Genomic DNA, 20,404 nt, shown 5'->3' with positions numbered 1-20,404 from the left:
CTCAGATCAAATTTTATCGATTATCAGGTGGCTACGTTTTTGGACGAGAACTAGCTGAGAGCCGTCTTGTGCATAATTTCAATAACTCCGAGCTGTAGGCAGGAGCTTAAAGGTGCATAATTACTTGACATCTCTGAGTGCTGACTTTTTACGACTTTTTATTACCTTCCTGTTTGTCAGTTCAGCGCTTTTTGCTGCCACCGACGGTGTTATCTGTAAACCAGTCAGTGATTTAACGGCAGGTTTTCCAGGAAAGGCGTTTTTAGCTGATTTGTTTTTAGCCGACAGCGGTCAGGTATGTTTTAAACCTGTTGACGATAGCAGAGCAGTTTTTTCTCCTTTCTCTGACAGTTTGCTTTTCTATTTCCTGTCAACCGTTTTTTCAACTGCCGGAAGCGCCGGTGTTGTTTTTTCGGGCAGACCCGGAAACGTATTAAGCCACAAAAACCCGTTACAGGCGGAATCACCGTCCCGGACATCCTTTTTAAAAACACTGTTAAAAAACAGATTGCTTCCTGACGGTGCTTTTTCCAGAGAGGCAAACGACAGAAAAAGAAACAGGCTTGAGGGAGAGCTGGATCAGGCGATTGCTAACTGGCAGCGACTTGTTAAAAGACCGTCTTATCCTGCCGCTGTTGTTTCTGTGAGTGATGCCTCTATGCGGGTAGTTATTACCCGGGACAACATTCTCCAGAGCGCCAGCCTGGTTGCTTTGTACGAAAAACTGCTCAACATCCAGACACAAAGCTACCTCGCACTTTTGGATACCGAAGCTCTGAAGGACATTGCAGGTATCGTCACAGGTAGTCTGTTGGCTTCCGGGAGTGGCGGTGATGGTGACGATAACGATAATGACAGCACTCATTACACCTTCGATGCCGAGCCTGAGCCACTGATCATTGCCTATGGCGACAAGGAGTACCCGGAGCAGGATTCAGCGGAAGAACTGATCAGGAAGAATCTGGAAAATAAACGACAACTGTTAAAAATCCTCCGAAAAAAAATGCAACAGGCCATAGCCCTGGGTCATGGTGACCTGGCCCGGATTCTTGATAACAGGATTATGCTGATTGCCGCTGACCTTGAATACCTGACTGATTTGGATACATCCGCAACCGGAATAACGGAAAACGATCAGGGTTCCCCGGGGATTTTGTCATTCCTGAAGGCATCGCTGGCTACTGATGACCGGGAGCTGTGGCAGCGTGATGATGACGCCCTGAAACAGGCGCTGTCTCAACACCACGTAAACACTGACTATCAGAGCATTCTCATTGTTCCCGGTGAGCTGACGCATGAAGAAGCCCTGTTCTACGACCGGTGGCGACTTACGGACGCGGGTTTGGTTTACCAGGCATTGAGAAGACGGCTGGAACAACAGTTGCAGCTGGAAACAGACGACATTAACGTGTCAACAAAACAAACTGAGTTTCTGGTTTCTGGTCTTGAAACACTGGTGCGTCAGTTCCGGGCTATGTTGTCAGCTGATCTTTCAAGCCAGTACGATGAGAGGCAGGTACCCCATCAGGAAGGCGGAGGCCAGAATCAGAAAAAACGCAAGGCCAGTTCATCTGAGGCAGCAGGCAGTCAAGAAGGCTCAAATTCAAACGTCCCCCGAAACAAAGTTCCCCGGGGCAATAAAAATGAGAGTGGCTGGAAGAAAGGCGATGAGGGGGAAGAGCCACCCGACAACGATAAACATACATACAGTAAGACCATCGACTGCTCACCTTGCCACGGACCTTGCAAAAAAGAGAAGCCAGAAGCTGGTATTTCAGTAGCGGGGGGGCGCTCAACCGCTGCAGAAGGAAATGAGAAGTTACAGGGTGACAAGTGCTCCATCTGCAAGGATGACTTAGGCACTATTTCGGTCGTCAAGACGAACTGTAATCACCAATATCATCTGGAGTGCATTGCCGGATGGCTTAGGGAGCAGGCTCCGGCTACGGCTCTTGCATCACGTTCGTGTGCTTATTGTCGACAAAAAGCCTTGCCGCTAGTGCGAGTGAACGGTGGCAAGCTCGATGAAGACTCTGAATTTTGTGAATCCCTGCCTCTGCAAGCTTGTCGTGCGGGGGATTTGGAAACGCTGCAGAGTCTGCTGAATAAGAACAGTAGTATTGCCAATAAAAAATTTCGTTCAGCTGTTTCGGGTTCCGGGATCAGTTTGTTGCACGCTGCTGTCCTGAATGGTCATACGGAGTGCTTGCAAACCTTGATTGATGCCGGGGCAGTTGTTGGTGCTGCCCTGAGGGCAGATGGTCTCCCCCTTCTGCACATCGCTGCCTACAAAGGTTATACCGAGTGCCTGAAAGTTCTGATCAAGGCCGGGGCGGATATTAAGGCTACCCTGACGACGGATGGTGTCACTCCCCTGCACTGCGCTGCCCAAGGCGGTCATACCAGGGGCATGGAACTTCTGATCAAGGCCGGGGCGGATGTTAAGGCTGCCCGGACGACGAATGGTAACACTCTTCTGCACATCGCTGCCCAAGGCGGTCATACCGGGTGCGTGGAGCTTCTGATCAAGGCCGGGGCGGATGTTGATGCTGCCCGGACGACGGATGGTGTCACTTCTCTGCACCTCGCTGCCCAAGGCGGACATATCGAGTGCATGGAACTTCTGATCAAGGCTGGGGCGGCTGTTGATGCTGCCCGGACGACGGATGGTGACACTCCTCTGCACATCGCTGCCCAAGTCGGTCATACCGAGTGCGTGGAGCTTCTGATCAAGGCCAAGGCGGCTATTGATGCTGCCCTGACGACAAATGGTGCCACTCCTCTGCACATCGCTGCCTACAAAGGTTATACCGAGTGCCTGAAAGTTCTGATCAAGGCCGGGGCGGATGTTAAGGCTGCCCTGACGACGAATGGTGACACTCCTCTGCACCTCGCTGCCCAAGGCGGACATATCGAGTGCATGAAACTTCTGATCAAGGCCGGGGCGGGTGTTGATGCTGCCCGGACGACGAATGGTGTCACTTCTCTGCCCCTCGCTGTCCAAGGCGGACATATCGAGTGCATGAAACTTCTGATCAAGGCTGGGGCGGCTGTTGATGCTGCCCGGACGACGGATGGTGTCACTCCTCTGCACATCGCTGCCCAAGTCGGTCATACCGAGTGCATGAAACTTCTGATCAAGGCCGGGGCAGATGTTAAGGCTACCCTGACGACGGATGGTGCCACTCCTCTGCACTTCGCTGCCCAAGGCGGTCATACCGAGTGCATGGAACTTCTGATCAAGGCCGGGGCGGCTGTTGATGCTGCCCGGACGACGTTTGGTATCACTCCTCTGCACATCGCTGCCCTGAAAGGTCGTACCGGGTGCGTGGAGCTTCTGATCAAGGCCGGGGCGGCTGTTGATGCTGCCCGGACGACGGATGGTATCACTCCTCTGCACATCGCTGCCCTGAAAGGTCGTACCGGGTGCGTGGAGCTTCTGATCAAGGCTGGGGCGAATGTTAAGGCTGCCCTGACGACGAATGGTGACACTCCGCTGCGCACCGCTAACTGGAGCGGCCAGACCGGGTGCGCGGAACTTCTGACCGCTGCCGAGGAGAATTGTCAACCGTCAGACCAATAACTGGCTAAATACGACTTGCAGTGCTAAGTAAATCATCGCTTTGAACGGGATAAAAACGACTATGGCTCGATTTTTATCGACCCGCCCACCTTCTCAAACTCCAGGAAGTTCGAAGGCGTGTTTGATGCGCAGCGCGATCATGGTCATCTGATCAGGCTGGCCATGCGTCGTTTGAATGAAGGCGGTACTCTGTACTTCTCCAACAACTTCCGTCGTTCATATTGGAGAAGACTTACATAGGAAATTCAGACTACACTGCTTATTGCTTTTTTTACGCATTTGAGGTCTTTTCTTTTTTGCTGTCCTTTGCTGTCACTTGTGATTAAAGGCTCCGGGAAAAATAGTTTATAAAAAGCAGATGAGCTTCATTCATTCTCAGATCAAATTTTATCGATTATCAGGTGGCTACGTTTTTGGGCGGGAACTAGCTGAGTGCCGTCTTGTGCATAATTTCAATAACTCTGAGCTGTAGGCAGGAGCTTAAAGGTGCATAATTACTTGACATCTCTGAGTGCTGACTTTTTACGACTTTTTATTATCTTCCTGTTTGCCAGTTCAGCGCTTTTTGCTGCCACCGACGGTGTTATCTGTAAACCAGTCAGTGATTTAACGGCAGGTTTTCCAGGAAAGGCGTTTTTAGCTGATTCATTTTTAGCCGACAGAGGTCAGGTATGTTTTAAGCCTGTTGACGATAGCAGGGCAGTTTTTTCTCCTTTCTCTGACAGTTTGCTTTTCTATTTCCTGTCAACCGTTTTTTCAACTGCCGGAAGCGCCGGTGTTGTTTTTTCGGGCAGACCCGGAAACGTATTAAGCCACAAAAACCCGTTACAGGCGGAATCACCGTCCCGGACATCCTTTTTAAAAACACTGTTAAAAAACAGATTGCTTCCTGACGGTGCTTTTTCCAGAGAGGCAAACGACAGAAAAAGAAACAGGCTTGAGGGAGAGCTGGATCAGGCGATTGCTAACTGGCAGCGACTTGTTAAAAGACCGCCTTATCCTGCCGCTGTTGTTTCTATCAGTGATGCCTCTATGCGGGTAGTTATTACCCGGGACAACATTCTCCGGAGTGTCAGCCTGGTTTCTTTGTACGAAAAACTGCTCAACATCCAGACGCAAAGCTACCTCGCACTTTTGGATACCGAAGCTCTGAAGGACATTGCAGGTATCGTCACTGGTAGTCTGGTGGCTTCCGGGAGTGGCGGTGATGGTGACGATGACGATAATGACAGCACTCATTACACCTTCGATGCCGAGCCTGAGCCACTGATCATTATCTATGGCGACAAGGAGTACCCGGAGCAGGATTCAGCGGAAGAACTGATCAGGAAGAATCTGGAAAATAAACGACAACTGTTAAAAATCCTCCGAAAAAAAATGCAACAGGCCATAGCCCGGGGTCATGGTGACCTGGCCCGGATTCTTGATAACAGGATCATGCTGATTGCCGCTGACCTTGAATACCTGACTGATTTGGATACATCCGCAACCGGAATAACGGAAAACGATCAGGGTTCCCCGGGGATTTTGTCATTCCTGAAGGCATCGCTGGCTACTGATGACCGGGAGCTGTGGCAGCGTGATGATGACGCCCTGAAACAGGCGCTGTCTCAACACCAGGTAAACACTGACTATCAGAGCATTCTCATTGTTCCCGGTGAGCTGACACATGAAGAAGCCCTGTTCTACGACCGGTGGCGACTTACGGACGCGGGTTTGGTTTACCAGGCATTGAGAAGACGGCTGGAACAGCAGTTGCAGCTGGAAACAGACGACATTAGCGTGTCAACAAAACAAACTGAGTTTCTGGCTTCTGGTCTTGAAACGCTGGCGCGTCAGTTCCGGGCGATGTTGTCAGCTGATCTTTCAAGCCAGTACGATGAGAGGCAGGTACCCCATCAGGAAGGCGGAGGCCAGAATCAGAAAAAAAGCAAAGCCAGTTCATCTGAGGCAGCAGACAGTCAAGAAGGCTCAAATTCAAACGTCCCCCGAAACAAAGTTTCCCGGGGCAATAAAAATGAGAGTGGCTGGAAGAAAGGCGATGAGGGGGAAGAGCCACCCGACAACGATAAACATACATACAGCAAGACTATCGACTGCTCACCTTGCCACGGACCTTGCAAAAAGGAAAAGCCAGAAGCTGGCATTTCAGTAGCGGGGGGGCGCTCAACCGCTGCAGAAGGAAATGAGAAGTTACAGGGCGACAGGTGCTCCATCTGCATGAATGACTTAGGAGGTATTTCGGTCGTCAAGACGAACTGTAATCACCAATATCATCTGGAGTGCATTGCCGGATGGCTTAGGGAGCAGGGTCCGGCTAAGGCTCTTGCATCACGGTGTGCTTATTGTCGGCAAAAAGCTTTGCCGCTCGTGCGAGTGGGCGGCGGCAAGCTCGATGAAGACTCTGAATTTTGTGAATCCCTGCCTCTGCAAGCTTGTCGTGCCGGGGATTTGGAAACGCTGCAGAGTCTGCTGAATAAGAACAGTAGTATTGCCAATAAACAGTTTCGTTCAGCTGTTTCGGGTTCCGGCATCAGTTTGTTGCACGCTGCTGTCCTGAATGGTCATAAGCAGTGCGTGGAACTTCTGATCAACGCCGAGGCGGTTGTTGATGCTGTCCTGACGACGGATGGTGCCACTCCTCTGCACCTCGCTGCCCACAAAGGTCATACCGAGTGCCTGAAAGTTCTGATCAAGGCTGGGGCGGCTGTTGATGCTGGCCGGGCAATGGATGGTGTCACTCCTCTGTATTTCGCTGCCGAGAATGGTCATACTGAGTGCGTGGAACTTCTGATCAAGGCTCGGGCGGTTGTTGATGCTGCCCCGACGGATGGTGTCACTCCTCTGCACATCGCTGCCCAAGACGGTCATACCAGGTGCGTGGAACTTCTGATCAAGGCTGGGGCGGATGTTGATGCTGCCCGGACGACGGATGGTGCCACTCCTCTGCACCTCGCTACCCAAGGTTATACCGAGTGCCTGAAAGTTCTGATCAAGGCCGGGGCGGATGTTAAGGCTACCCTGACGACGGATGGTGCCACTCCTCTGCACCTCGCTGCCCAAGGTTATACCGAGTGCCTGAAAGTTCTGATCAAGGCCGGGGCGGATGTTAAGGCTACCCTGACGACGGATGGTGCCACTCCTCTGCACCTCGCTGCCCACAAAGGTCATACCGAGTGCCTGAAAGTTCTGATCAAGGCTGGGGCGGCTGTTGATGCTGGCCGGGCAATGGATGGTGTCACTCCTCTGTATTTCGCTGCCGAGAATGGTCGTACTGAGTGCGTGGAACTTCTGATCAAGGCTGGGGCGGTTGTTGATGCTGCCCCGACGGATGGTGTCACTCCTCTGCACATCGCTGCCCAAGACGGTCATACCAGGTGCGTGGAACTTCTGATCAAGGCTGGGGCGGATGTTGATGCTGCCCGGACGACGGATGGTACCACTCATCTGCACATCGCTGCCCAAGGCGGTCATACCGAATGCATGGAACTTCTGATCAAGGCCGGGGCGGATGTTGATGCTGCCCGGACGGCGGATGGTGCCACTCCTCTGCACCTCGCTGCCCTGAAAGGTCGTACCGGGTGCGTGAAGCTTCTGATTAATGCCAAGGCGGATGTTAAGGCTGCCCTGACGACGAATGGTGTGACTCCTCTGTGCATCGCTAACCTGAACGGCCAGACCGGGTGCGCGGAACTTCTGACCGCTGCCGAGGAGAGTAGTCAACAGTCAGACCAAGAATTGGCTAAATACGACTTGCAGTGCTACGTAAATCATCGCTTTGAACGGTAAGACCGCCTGAAGTGGATTGAACGGGATAAAAACGACTATGACCTGATTTTTATCGCCCCGCCCACCTTCTTAAACTCCAGGAAGTTCGAAGGTGTGTTTGATGTGCAGCGCGATCATGGTCATCTGATCAGGCTGACCATGCGTCTTTTGAATAAAGGCGGTACTCCGTACTTCCCCAACAACTTCCATCGTTCATATTGGAAGAGGCTTTTTGTTCCGTACATAGGAAATTCAGACTACACTGCTGATTGCTTTTTTTATGCATTTGAAGCCTTTTCTTTTTTGCTGTCCTTTGCTGTCCTTTGCTGTCCTTTGCTGTCACTTGTGATTAAAGGCTCCGGGAAAGATAGTTTATAAAAAGCAGATGAGCTTCATTCATTTTCAGATCAAATTTTATTGATTATCAGGTGGCTACGTTTTGGGACGAGAACTAGCTGAGTGTTGTCTTGTGCATAATTTCAATAACTCCGAACTGTAGGCAGGAGCTTAAAGGTGCATAATTACTTGACATCTCTGAGTGCTGACTTTTTACGACTTTTTATTATCTTCCTGTTTGCCAGTTCAGCGCTTTTTGCTGCCACCGACGGTGTTATCTGTAAACCAGTCAGTGATTTAACGGCAGGCTTTCCAGGAAAGGCGTTTTTAGCTGATTCGTTTTTAGCCGACAGCGATCAGGTATGTTTTAAACCTGTTGACGATAGCAGAGCAGTTTTTTCTCTTTTCTCTGACAGTTTGCTTTTCTATTTCCTGTCAACCGTTTTTTCAACTGCCGGAAGCGCCGGTGTTGTTTTTTCGGGCAGACCCGGGAACGTATTAAGCCACAAAAACCCGTTACAGGCGGAATCACCGTCCCGGACATCCTTTTTAAAAACACCGTTAAAAAACAGATTGCTTCCTGACGATGCTTTTTCCAGAGAGGCAAACGACAGAAAAAGAAACAGGCTTGAGGGAGAGCTGGATCAGGCGATTGCTAACTGGCAGCGACTTGTTAAAAGACCGCCTTATCCTGCCGCTGTTGTTTCTATCAGTGATGCCTCTATGCGGGTAGTTATTACCCGGGACAACATTCTCCGGAGTGCCAGCCTGGTTGCTTTGTACGAAAAACTGCTCAACATCCAGACGCAAAGCTACCTCGCACTTTTGGATATCGAAGCTCTGAAGGACATTGCAGGTATCGTCACAGGTAGTCTGGTGGCTTCCGGGAGTGGCGGTGATGGTGACGATGACGATGACGATAATGACAGCACTCATTACACCTTCGATGCCGAGCCTGAGCCACTGATCATTGTCTATGGCGACAAGGAGTACCCGGAGCAGGATTCAGCGGAAGAACTGATCAGGAAGAATCTGGAAAATAAACGACAACTGTTAAAAATCCTCCGAAAAAAAATGCAACAGGCCATAGCCCGGGGTCATGGTGACCTGGCCCGGATTCTTGATAACAGGATCATGCTGATTGCCGCTGACCTTGAATACCTGACTGATTTGGATACATCCGCAACCGGAATAACGGAAAACGATCAGGGTTCCCCGGGGATTTTGTCATTCCTGAGGGCATCGCTGGCTACTGATGACCGGGAGCTGTGGCAGCGTGATGATGACGCCCTGAAACAGTCGCTGTCTCAACACCACGTAAACACTGACTATCAGAGCATTCTCATTGTTCCCGGTGAGCTGACACATGAAGAAGCCCTGTTCTACGACTGGTGGCGACTTACGGACGCGGGTTTGGTTTACCAGGCATTGAGAAGACGGCTGGAACAGCAGTTGCAGCTGGAAACAGACGACATTAGCGTGTCAACAAAACAAACTGAGTTTCTGGTTTCTGGTCTTGAAACACTGGTGCGTCAGTTCCGGGCGATGTTGTCAGCTGATCTTTCAAGCCAGTACGATGAGAGGCAGGTACCCCACCAGGAAGGCGGAGGCCAGAATCAGAAAAAACGCAAGGCCAGTTCATCTGAGGCAGCAGTCAGTCAAGAAGGCTCAAATTCAAACGTCCCCCGAAACAAAGTTTCCCGGGGCAATAAAAATGAGAGTGGCTGGAAGAAAGGCGATGAGGGGGAAGAGCCACCCGACAACGATAAACATACATACAGCAAGACTATCGACTGCTCACCTTGCCACGGACCTTGCAAAAAGGAAAAGCCAGAAGCTGGTATTTCAGTAGCGGGGGGGCGCTCAACCGCTGCAGAAGGAAATGAGAAGTTACAGGGTGACAAGTGCTCCATCTGCAAGGATGACTTAGGCACTATTTCGGTCGTCAAGACGAACTGTAATCACCAATATCATCTGGAGTGCATTGCCGGATGGCTTAGGGAGCAGGCTCCGGCTACGGCTCTTGCATCACGTTCGTGTGCTTATTGTCGACAAAAAGCCTTGCCGCTAGTGCGAGTGAACGGTGGCAAGCTCGATGAAGACTCTGAATTTTGTGAATCCCTGCCTCTGCAAGCTTGTCGTGCGGGGGATTTGGAAACGCTGCAGAGTCTGCTGAATAAGAACAGTAGTATTGCCAATAAAAAATTTCGTTTAGCTGTTTCGAATTCCGACATCAGTTTGTTGCACGCTGCTGTCCTGAATGGTCATACGAAGTGCTTGCAACCCCTGATTGATGCCGGGGCAGTTGTTGATGCTGCCCTGAGGGCAGATGGTCTCACCCTCCTGCACATCGCTGCCGACAAAGGTTATACCGAGTGCCTGAAAGTTCTGATCAAGGCTGGGGCGGCTGTTGATGCTGCCCTGACGACGAATGGTGCCACTCCTCTGCACCTCGCTGCCCAAGGCGGTCATACCGAGTGCCTGAAAGTTCTGATCAAGGCTGGGGCGGCTGTTGATGCTGCCCTGACGACGAATGGTGCCACTCCTCTGCACCTCGCTGCCCAAGGCGGTCATACCGAGTGCCTGAAAGTTCTGATCAAGGCTGGGGCGGCTGTTGATGCTGCCCTGACGACGAATGGTGCCACTCCTCTGCACATCGCTGCCCAATGCGGTCATACCGGGGGCGTGGAGCTTCTGATTAAGGCCGGGGCGGCTGTTGATGCTGTCCGGACGACGGATGGTACCACTCCTCTGTACTCCGCTGCCAAGTACGGTTATACCGGGTGCATGGAACTTCTGATCAAGGCCGGGGCGGCTGTTGATGCTGCCCGTACGACTTTTGGTGACACTCCTTTGCATCTCTCTGCCTACAAAGGTCATAACGGGTGCGTGGAGCTTCTGATTAAGGCCAGGGCGGATGTTAAGGCTACCCTGACGGCGGATGGTCGCATTCCCTTGCACTTCGCTGCCGAGAACAATCATACCGAGTGTGTGGAACTTCTGATCAAGGCTGGGGCGGATGTTGATGCTGCCCAGACGACGAATGGCGCCACTCCTCTGCACATCGCTGCCCAAGGCGGTCATACCGAGTGCGTGAAAGTTCTGATCAAGGCTGGGGCGGCTGTTGATGCTACCCTGACGACGGATGGTACCACTCCTCTGCATCTCGCTGCCGAAGGCGGTCATATCGAGTGCGTGGAGCTTCTGATCAAGGCCGGGGCGGCTGTTGATGCTGCCCGGATGACAAGTGGTGCCACTCCTTTGCACCTCGCTGCCCATGGCGGTCATATCGAGTGCGTGGAACTTCTGATCAAGGCTAGGGCGGCTGTTGATGCTGCCTGGACGACGGATGGTGCCACTTCTCTGCACATCGCTGCCGACAAAGGTCATACCGAGTGCGTGGAACTTCTGATCAAGGCCGGGGCGGCTGTTGATGCTGCCCGGACGACGTTTGGTGACACTCCTCTGCACCTCGCTGCCCAAGGCGGTCATACCGAGTGCGTGGAGCTTCTGATCAAGGCCGGGGCGGCTGTTGATGCTGCCCTGACGACGGATGGTGCCACCCCTCTTTCCTACGCTGCCGAGAACGGTCATACCGGGTGCGTGGAACTTCTGATCAAGGCCGGGGCGGGTGTTGATGCTGCCCTGACGGCAGATGGTAGCACTCCTCTGTACTTAGCTGCCGAGAACGGTCATACCGGGTGCGTGGAACTTCTGATCAAGGCCGGGGCGGGTGTTGATGCTGCCCTGACGACAGATGGTAGCACTCCTCTGCACATCGCTGCCCAAGGCGGTCATACCGGGTGCGTGGAGCTTCTGATCAAGGCCAGGGCGGCTGTTGATGCTACCCGGACGGCGGATGGTGCCACTCCTTTGCACCTCGCTACCCTGAAAGGTCGTACCGGGTGCGTGGAGCTTCTGATCAAGGCCAGGGTGAATGTTAAGGGGTGCAGCATTCAATAACTTACCGGGCTGTTGGCTTTTGGCTATTAGCTGCTCGTACAGCCAACCGCCAACCGCCAATAGCCAACAGCCAACAGCCAACAGCCAAAAGCCAAAAGCCAAAAGCCAAAAGCGGTATATTATGTTCTGCTGCTTCCCTAAGGCTTCCCTGACGACGAACGGTGACACTCCGCTGCACATCGCTAACCGGAACGGCCAGACCGGGTGCGCGGAACTTCTGACCGCTGCCGAGGAGAATTGTCAACTGCCAGACCAATAACTGGCTAAATACGACTTGCAGTGCTACATAAATCACCGCTTTGAACGGGATAAAAACGACAATGACCCAATTTTTATCGACCCGCCCACCTTCTTAAACTCCAGGAAGTTCGAAGGCGTGTTTGATGTGCAGCGCGATCATGGTCATCTGATCAGGCTGGCCATGCGTCGTTTGAATAAAGGCGGTACTCTGTACTTCTCCAACAACTTCCGTCGTTCATATTGGAGAAGACTTAGGGAAGCAGCAGAACATAATATACCGCTGTTGGCTGTTGGCTGTTGGCTGTTGGCTGTTGGCTGTTGGCTTTTGGCGGTTGGCTGTATGAGCAGCTAATAGCCAAAAGCCAACAGCCCGGTAAGTTATTGAATGCTGCGCCCCTTACATAGGAAATTCAGACTACACTGCTGATTGCTTTTTTTACGCATTTGAGGTCTTTTCTTTTTTGCTGTCCTTTGCTGTCACTTGTGATTAAAGGCTCCGGGAAAGATAGTTTATAAAAAGCAGATGAGCTTCATTCATTCTCAGATCAAATTTTATCGATTATCAGGTGGCTACGTTTTTGGACGAGAACTAGCTGAGTGCCGTCTTGTGCATAATTACTTGACATCTCTGAGTGCTGACTTTTTACGACTTGTTACTATCTTCCTGTTTGCCAGTTCAGCGCTTTTTGCTGCCACCGACGGTGTTATCTGTAAACCAGTCAGTGATTTAACGGCAGGTTTTCCAGGAAAGGCGTTTTTAGCTGATTCGTTTTTAGCCGACAGAGGTCAGGTATGTTTTAAGCCTGTTGACGATAGCAGGGCAGTTTTTTCTCCTTTCTCTGACAGTTTGCTTTTCTATTTCCTGTCAACCGTTTTTTCAACTGCCGGAAGCGCCGGTGTTGTTTTTTCGGGCAGACCCGGAAACGTATTAAGCCACAAAAACCCGTTACAGGCGGAATCACCGTCCCGGACATCCTTTTTAAAAACACTGTTAAAAAACAGATTGCTTTCTGACGGTGCTTTTTCCAGAGAGGCAAACGACAGAAAAAGAAACAGGCTTGAGGGAAAGCTGGATCAGGCGATTGCTAACTGGCAGCGACTTGTTAAAAGACCGTCTTATCCTGCCGCTGTTGTTTCTGTGAGTGATGCCTCTATGCGGGTAGTTATTACCCGGGACAACATTCTCCGGAGTGCCAGCCTGGTTGCTTTGTACGAAAAACTGCTCAACATCCAGACGCAAAGCTATCTCGCACTTTTGGATACCGAAGCTCTGAAGGACATTGCAGGTATCGTCACTGGTAGTCTGGTGGCTTCCGGGAGTGGCGGTGATGGTGACGATGACGATAATGACAGCACTCATTACACCTTCGATGCCGAGCCTGAGCCACTGATCATTATCTATGGCGACAAGGAGTACCCGGAGCAGGATTCAGCGGAAGAACTGATCAGGAAGAATCTGGAAAATAAACGACAGCTGTTAAAAATCCTCCGAAAAAAAATGCAACAGGCCATAGCCCAGGGTCATGGTGACCTGGCCCGGATTCTTGATAACAGGATCATGCTGATTGCCGCTGACCTTGAATACCTGACTGATTTGGATACATCCGCAACCGGAATAACGGAAAACGATCAGGGTTCCCCGGGGATTTTGTCATTCCTGAAGGCATCGCTGGCTACTGATGACCGGGAGCTGTGGCAGCGTGATGATGACGCCCTGAAACAGTCGCTGTCTCAACACCAGGTAAACACTGACTATCAGAGCATTCTCATTGTTCCCGGTGAGCTGACACATGAAGAAGCCCTGTTCTACGACCGGTGGCGACTTACGGACGCGGGTTTGGTTTACCAGGCATTGAGAAGACGGCTGGAACAGCCGTTGCAGCTGGAAACAGACGACATTAGCGTGTCAACAAAACAAACTGAGTTTCTGGTTTCTGGTCTTGAAACGCTGGTGCGTCAGTTCCGGGCGATGTTGTCAGCTGATCTTTCAAGCCAGTACGATGAGAGGCAGGTACCCCATCAGGAAGGCGGAGGCCAGAATCAGAAAAAAAGCAAAGCCAGTTCATCTGAGGCAGCAGACAGTCAAGAAGGCTCAAATTCAAACGTCCCCCGAAACAAAGTTTCCCGGGGCAATAAAAATGAGAGTGGCTGGAAGAAAGGCGATGAGGGGGAAGAGCCACCCGACAACGATAAACATACATACAGCAAGACTATCGACTGCTCACCTTGCCACGGACCTTGCAAAAAGGAAAAGCCAGAAGCTGGTATTTCAGTAGCGGGGGGGCGCTCAACCGCTGCAGAAGGAAATGAGAAGTTACAGGGCGACAGGTGCTCCATCTGCATGAATGACTTAGGAGATATTTCGGTCGTCAAGACGAACTGTAATCACCAATATCATCTGGAGTGCATTGCCGGATGGCTTAGGGAGCAGGCTCCGGCTAAGGCTCTTGCATCACGGTGTGCTTATTGTCGGCAAAGAGCTTTGCCGCTGGTGCGAGTGAACGGCAGCAAGCTTTATGAAGACTCTGAATTCTGTGAATCCTTGCCTCTGAATGTTGCTCGTAACGGGGATTTGGAAACACTGCAGCGTCTGCTGGAAATAGACAGTAGTATTGTCAATGAACAGTTTCGTTCAGCTGTTTCGGGTTCCGGCATCAGTTTGTTGCACGCTGCTGTCCTGAATGGTCATAAGCAGTGCGTGGAACTTCTGATCAACGCCGAGGCGGTTGTTGATGCTGTCCTGACGGCGGATGGTGCCACTCCTCTGCACCTCGCTGCCCACAAAGGTCATACCGAGTGCCTGAAAGTTCTGATCAAGGCTGGGGCGGCTGTTGATGCTCGCCGGGCAATGGATGGTGTCACTCCTCTGTATTTCGCTGCCGAGAATGGTCGTACTGAGTGCGTGGAACTTCTGATCAAGGCTCGGGCGGTTGTTGATGCTGCCCCGACGGATGGTGTCACTCCTCTGCACATCGCTGCCCAAGACGGTCATACCAGGTGCGTGGAACTTCTGATCAAGGCTGGGGCGGATGTTGATGCTGCCCGGACGACGGATGGTGTCACTCATCTGCACATCGCTGCCCAAGGCGGTCATACCGAATGCATGGAACTTCTGATCAAGGCCGGGGCGGATGTTGATGCTGCCCGGACGGCGGATGGTGCCACTCCTCTGCACATCGCTGCCCTGAAAGGTCGTACCGGGTGCGTGGAGCTTCTGATCAAGGCTGGGGCGAATGTTAAGGCTGCCCTGACGACGAATGGTGACACTCCGCTGCGCACCGCTAACTGGAGCGGCCAGACCGGGTGCGCGGAACTTCTGACCGCTGCCGAGGAGAATTGTCAACCGTCAGACCAATAACTGGCTAAATACGACTTGCAGTGCTAAGGGAAGCAGCAGAACATAATATACCGCTGTTGGCTTTTGGCTTTTGGCTTTTGGCTGTATGAGCAGCTAATAGCCAACAGCCAACAGCCAAAAGCCCGGTAAGTTATTGAATGCTGCGCCCCTAAGTAAATCATCGCTTTGAACGGGATAAAAACGACTATGGCTCGATTTTTATCGACCCGCCTACCTTCTCAAACTCCAGGAAGTTCGAAGGTGTGTTTGATGTGCAGCGCGATCATGGTCATCTGATCAGGCTGACCATGCGTCTTTTGAATAAAGGCGGTACTCCGTACTTCCCCAACAACTTCCATCGTTCATATTGGAAGAGGCTTTTTGTTCCGTACATAGGAAATTCAGACTACACTGCTGATTGCTTTTTTATGCATTTGAAGCCTTTTCTTTTTTGCTGTCCTTTGCTGTCACTTGTGATTAAAGGCTCCGGGAAAGATAGTTTATAAAAAGCAGATGAGCTTCATTCATTCTCAGATCAAATTTTATTGATTATCAGGTGGCTACGTTTACTATGAAAATAGAGCTCCGAACTCGCAAAGCACTCCACCCTCATCGACAGGCAAGGTTCTCACTCGCAGCCTCGGATGAGTTTTTATTCTTTGGTTAAAGCCGGCAGATAATTATATTTCTGGAGCATCTGTAACCAGCGCGGTGCATTCCTGCGAACCGTCAGTGCTTCGTAATCAATCTCTGGATCCTTGTAGGGCGTAAGCTTAGTGAGGATGCAGTAGATCACCCGCAACATTTTATGTCCGATGGCAATGATGCTGCGCTTATATCCTCGGCGAATGGTCAGGCTCTGGTGCTTGCCTTTAAACTGACTTTTGGTCTTTACAGCTGCCTGACTTATCTCACACATCAGCCGTCGTAAGGACTGGTTGCCCTTACGAGTTTTACCACTCTTACGCTTACCGGCGCTTTCATTGTTACCCGGACAGAGGCCTGCCCAGGATGCCAGAGACTCCCGGCTGCCAAAGGCACTCATGTCATCACCGATCTCAGCAATCAACCCTGCTGCTGCGATCTCATCGACTCCAGGAAGGGTTTGCAATAGCTGCCAGGGTTCCCGGTACTGAGTTTGTACAATATTGCGTATTCCTGCATCCAATTCAGCAACCTCATCATCCAGGTACTGAATATGTTTCCGGATGCTCTTAAGCACTGTCAGGTGTGCTGAAGACAGGGAGCCTTCCATGCTGTCGAATAACTCTTTGGTTTTGCTCTTCAGCTTGCCACGGGCAAACTTCACCAGCTCTTGCGGAGGCAGGCCATCAATCAGCCCCTGAATCATTTCCTGTGCGGACTTGCCATGTATGTCACTCACTACACCACCGAGACGGATACCGGCGTCGTCCAGAACTTTATGCAGACGGGTCTTTTCACCGGCAAGCTGCCCCACCAGTTTCTGACGACGGCGAAACAGCAACCTCAGCTGCTCGATATCAGGAGGCGGTACAAAGCTGGGGCGAAGCAAACCACACCGACCCAGTGTTGCCAGCCACTGACTGTCCTGGACATCGGTCTTGCGACCGGGCACATTCTTGACGTGACGGGCATTGACAACCCAGACCTTGAGGCCTGCTTTAATCAGAGTTTCGTGAACGCATTTCCAGTAAACGCCAGTGCTTTCCATGACTACGAGCTCAACCTGATGTTTCACCAGGAAATCGCGAAGCTTCCTGCGTTCACGTCGATACGTCTTGAACGATTGAGTGATCTCTTTGATTTCGCCGTTCTCGTCTTCGGTCTGAACAGTCGCCATGACCATCATCTTGTGAACATCGAGGCCAGCACAACATTTCAAAATTGACTGCATCAGACTAATCTCCCTATGGATCATGGAAGATGGCAAGGTCTGATGGATTGATCGTGGGCCATAAGCCGAGGATCGGCAGAGGTCTTTTTACTATCCGTTCAACGTCGTAAGACGGGAAACGATTAGGGGTACGAGCGATCCGTCCAGGTCAGTTTGGATTCAGGGTCAAAAGCCTCTGAAAAATTTGTCGACCATGATCAGGCCTTGCCGCCCACTCCAAGTCTGGATGAAGACTTCAACATTTTCATGCTTCGGGGTGGCCAGTTACCGGCCATGAACGTTTACTATGAAAATAGAGCTCCGAACTCGCAAAGCACTCCACCCTCATCGACAGGCAAGGTTCTCACTCGCAGCCTCGGATGAGTTTTTATTCTTTGGTTAAAGCCGGCAGATAATTATATTTCTGGAGCATCTGTAACCAGCGCGGTGCATTCCTGCGAACCGTCAGTGCTTCGTAATCAATCTCTGGATCCTTGTAGGGCGTAAGCTTAGTGAGGATGCAGTAGATCACCCGCAACATTTTATGTCCGATGGCAATGATGCTGCGCTTATATCCTCGGCGAATGGTCAGGCTCTGGTGCTTGCCTTTAAACTGACTTTTGGTCTTTACAGCTGCCTGACTTATCTCACACATCAGCCGTCGTAAGGACTGGTTGCCCTTACGAGTTTTACCACTCTTACGCTTACCGGCGCTTTCATTGTTACCCGGACAGAGGCCTGCCCAGGATGCCAGAGACTCCCGGCTGCCAAAGGCACTCATGTCATCACCGATCTCAGCAATCAACCCTGCTGCTGCGATCTCATCGACTCCAGGAAGGGTTTGCAATAGCTGCCAGGGTTCCCGGTACTGAGTTTGTACAATATTGCGTATTCCTGCATCCAATTCAGCAACCTCATCATCCAGGTACTGAATATGTTTCCGGATGCTCTTAAGCACTGTCAGGTGTGCTGAAGACAGGGAGCCTTCCATGCTGTCGAATAACTCTTTGGTTTTGCTCTTCAGCTTGCCACGGGCAAACTTCACCAGCTCTTGCGGAGGCAGGCCATCAATCAGCCCCTGAATCATTTCCTGTGCGGACTTGCCATGTATGTCACTCACTACACCACCGAGACGGATACCGGCGTCGTCCAGAACTTTATGCAGACGGGTCTTTTCACCGGCAAGCTGCCCCACCAGTTTCTGACGACGGCGAAACAGCAACCTCAGCTGCTCGATATCAGGAGGCGGTACAAAGCTGGGGCGAAGCAAACCACACCGACCCAGTGTTGCCAGCCACTGACTGTCCTGGACATCGGTCTTGCGACCGGGCACATTCTTGACGTGACGGGCATTGACAACCCAGACCTTGAGGCCTGCTTTAATCAGAGTTTCGTGAACGCATTTCCAGTAAACGCCAGTGCTTTCCATGACTACGAGCTCAACCTGATGTTTCACCAGGAAATCGCGAAGCTTCCTGCGTTCACGTCGATACGTCTTGAACGATTGAGTGATCTCTTTGATTTCGCCGTTCTCGTCTTCGGTCTGAACAGTCGCCATGACCATCATCTTGTGAACATCGAGGCCAGCACAACATTTCAAAATTGACTGCATCAGACTAATCTCCCTATGGATCATGGAAGATGGCAAGGTCTGATGGATTGATCGTGGGCCATAAGCCGAGGATCGGCAGAGGTCTTTTTACTATCCGTTCAACGTCGTAAGACGGGAAACGATTAGGGGTACGAGCGATCCGTCCAGGTCAGTTTGGATTCAGGGTCAAAAGCCTCTGAAAAATTTGTCGACCATGATCAGGCCTTGCCGCCCACTCCAAGTCTGGATGAAGACTTCAACATTTTCATGCTTCGGGGTGGCCAGTTACCGGCCATGAACGTTTGGGACGAGAACTAGCTGAGTGTTGTCTTGTGCATAATTTACTATGAAAATAGAGCTCCGAACTCGCAAAGCACTCCACCCTCATCGACAGGCAAGGTTCTCACTCGCAGCCTCGGATGAGTTTTTATTCTTTGGTTAAAGCCGGCAGATAATTATATTTCTGGAGCATCTGTAACCAGCGCGGTGCATTCCTGCGAACCGTCAGTGCTTCGTAATCAATCTCTGGATCCTTGTAGGGCGTAAGCTTAGTGAGGATGCAGTAGATCACCCGCAACATTTTATGTCCGATGGCAATGATGCTGCGCTTATATCCTCGGCGAATGGTCAGGCTCTGGTGCTTGCCTTTAAACTGACTTTTGGTCTTTACAGCTGCCTGACTTATCTCACACATCAGCCGTCGTAAGGACTGGTTGCCCTTACGAGTTTTACCACTCTTACGCTTACCGGCGCTTTCATTGTTACCCGGACAGAGGCCTGCCCAGGATGCCAGAGACTCCCGGCTGCCAAAGGCACTCATGTCATCACCGATCTCAGCAATCAACCCTGCTGCTGCGATCTCATCGACTCCAGGAAGGGTTTGCAATAGCTGCCAGGGTTCCCGGTACTGAGTTTGTACAATATTGCGTATTCCTGCATCCAATTCAGCAACCTCATCATCCAGGTACTGAATATGTTTCCGGATGCTCTTAAGCACTGTCAGGTGTGCTGAAGACAGGGAGCCTTCCATGCTGTCGAATAACTCTTTGGTTTTGCTCTTCAGCTTGCCACGGGCAAACTTCACCAGCTCTTGCGGAGGCAGGCCATCAATCAGCCCCTGAATCATTTCCTGTGCGGACTTGCCATGTATGTCACTCACTACACCACCGAGACGGATACCGGCGTCGTCCAGAACTTTATGCAGACGGGTCTTTTCACCGGCAAGCTGCCCCACCAGTTTCTGACGACGGCGAAACAGCAACCTCAGCTGCTCGATATCAGGAGGCGGTACAAAGCTGGGGCGAAGCAAACCACACCGACCCAGTGTTGCCAGCCACTGACTGTCCTGGACATCGGTCTTGCGACCGGGCACATTCTTGACGTGACGGGCATTGACAACCCAGACCTTGAGGCCTGCTTTAATCAGAGTTTCGTGAACGCATTTCCAGTAAACGCCAGTGCTTTCCATGACTACGAGCTCAACCTGATGTTTCACCAGGAAATCGCGAAGCTTCCTGCGTTCACGTCGATACGTCTTGAACGATTGAGTGATCTCTTTGATTTCGCCGTTCTCGTCTTCGGTCTGAACAGTCGCCATGACCATCATCTTGTGAACATCGAGGCCAGCACAACATTTCAAAATTGACTGCATCAGACTAATCTCCCTATGGATCATGGAAGATGGCAAGGTCTGATGGATTGATCGTGGGCCATAAGCCGAGGATCGGCAGA

General features: G+C 51.4%; 11 protein-coding genes. 8 read left to right on the top strand and 3 right to left on the bottom strand.

The features are described 5' to 3' along the window. Positions 1 to 112 precede the first annotated feature (112 nt). From NX720_RS01730 to NX720_RS01695, 8 genes are all read left to right on the top strand, one after another. Entirely contained in the window at positions 113 to 3,583 is a 3,471-nt protein-coding gene (locus NX720_RS01730) for an ankyrin repeat domain-containing protein (protein ID WP_262598983.1), read from the top strand. Between the two features lie 117 nt (positions 3,584 to 3,700). After that, positions 3,701 to 3,823 (top strand): hypothetical protein, encoded by a 123-nt coding sequence (locus NX720_RS01725; RefSeq protein WP_262598982.1) that lies wholly within the window; start codon positions 3,701 to 3,703, stop codon positions 3,821 to 3,823. A gap of 246 nt (positions 3,824 to 4,069) precedes the next feature. Then, positions 4,070 to 7,372, top strand: coding sequence for an ankyrin repeat domain-containing protein (locus tag NX720_RS01720; RefSeq protein ID WP_262598981.1), 3,303 nt, complete (start codon positions 4,070 to 4,072; stop codon positions 7,370 to 7,372). Positions 7,373 to 7,465: 93 nt separating this feature from the next. Continuing rightward, on the top strand, positions 7,466 to 7,729 hold the full coding sequence (locus NX720_RS01715; RefSeq protein WP_262598980.1) for a hypothetical protein: 264 nt from the start codon (positions 7,466 to 7,468) through the stop codon (positions 7,727 to 7,729). A 135-nt stretch (positions 7,730 to 7,864) separates the two neighbouring features. Next, a complete protein-coding gene (locus tag NX720_RS01710) occupies positions 7,865 to 11,650 on the top strand; it encodes an ankyrin repeat domain-containing protein (protein WP_262598978.1) in 3,786 nt (1,261 codons plus the stop codon). A gap of 121 nt (positions 11,651 to 11,771) precedes the next feature. Next, positions 11,772 to 11,909: an ankyrin repeat domain-containing protein gene (locus NX720_RS01705; protein WP_262598977.1), complete on the top strand. Its 138-nt coding sequence runs from the start codon at positions 11,772 to 11,774 to the stop codon at positions 11,907 to 11,909. A gap of 15 nt (positions 11,910 to 11,924) precedes the next feature. Further along, positions 11,925 to 12,242, top strand: a complete 318-nt coding sequence (locus NX720_RS01700; protein WP_262598975.1) for a hypothetical protein — start codon at positions 11,925 to 11,927, stop codon at positions 12,240 to 12,242. A gap of 255 nt (positions 12,243 to 12,497) precedes the next feature. After that, complete coding sequence (locus NX720_RS01695) at positions 12,498 to 15,248, top strand: ankyrin repeat domain-containing protein (RefSeq protein ID WP_262598974.1); 2,751 nt, start codon at positions 12,498 to 12,500, stop codon at positions 15,246 to 15,248. Between the two features lie 631 nt (positions 15,249 to 15,879). On the opposite strand, the gene NX720_RS01690 is transcribed toward NX720_RS01695, so the two are convergent. The 3 genes from NX720_RS01690 to NX720_RS01680 form a co-directional block, all read right to left on the bottom strand. Next, complete coding sequence (locus tag NX720_RS01690; RefSeq protein WP_262598972.1) at positions 15,880 to 17,103, bottom strand: IS110 family RNA-guided transposase; 1,224 nt, start codon at positions 17,101 to 17,103, stop codon at positions 15,880 to 15,882. A 367-nt stretch (positions 17,104 to 17,470) separates the two neighbouring features. Beyond that, entirely contained in the window at positions 17,471 to 18,694 is a 1,224-nt protein-coding gene (locus NX720_RS01685) for an IS110 family RNA-guided transposase (protein WP_262598972.1), read from the bottom strand. 406 nt (positions 18,695 to 19,100) lie between these two features. Continuing rightward, positions 19,101 to 20,324 (bottom strand): IS110 family RNA-guided transposase, encoded by a 1,224-nt coding sequence (locus tag NX720_RS01680; protein ID WP_262598972.1) that lies wholly within the window; start codon positions 20,322 to 20,324, stop codon positions 19,101 to 19,103. Between the last annotated feature and the right edge of the window lie 80 nt (positions 20,325 to 20,404).

This window comes from Endozoicomonas euniceicola, assembly GCF_025562755.1.
GTDB lineage: Bacteria > Pseudomonadota > Gammaproteobacteria > Pseudomonadales > Endozoicomonadaceae > Endozoicomonas_A > Endozoicomonas_A euniceicola.
Note: the sequence above shows the minus strand (reverse complement) of the source record. Positions and strands in the feature narration are given on the sequence as shown.

Bases quoted from the DNA above. Each gene is read 5' to 3' on its own strand.
- NX720_RS01705 (WP_262598977.1), top strand. From the start codon at position 11,772: ATGTTCTGCTGCTTCCCTAAGGCTTCCCTGACGACGAACGGTGACACT.
- NX720_RS01690 (WP_262598972.1), bottom strand. From the start codon at position 17,103: ATGCAGTCAATTTTGAAATGTTGTGCTGGCCTCGATGTTCACAAGATG.
- NX720_RS01685 (WP_262598972.1), bottom strand. From the start codon at position 18,694: ATGCAGTCAATTTTGAAATGTTGTGCTGGCCTCGATGTTCACAAGATG.
- NX720_RS01680 (WP_262598972.1), bottom strand. From the start codon at position 20,324: ATGCAGTCAATTTTGAAATGTTGTGCTGGCCTCGATGTTCACAAGATG.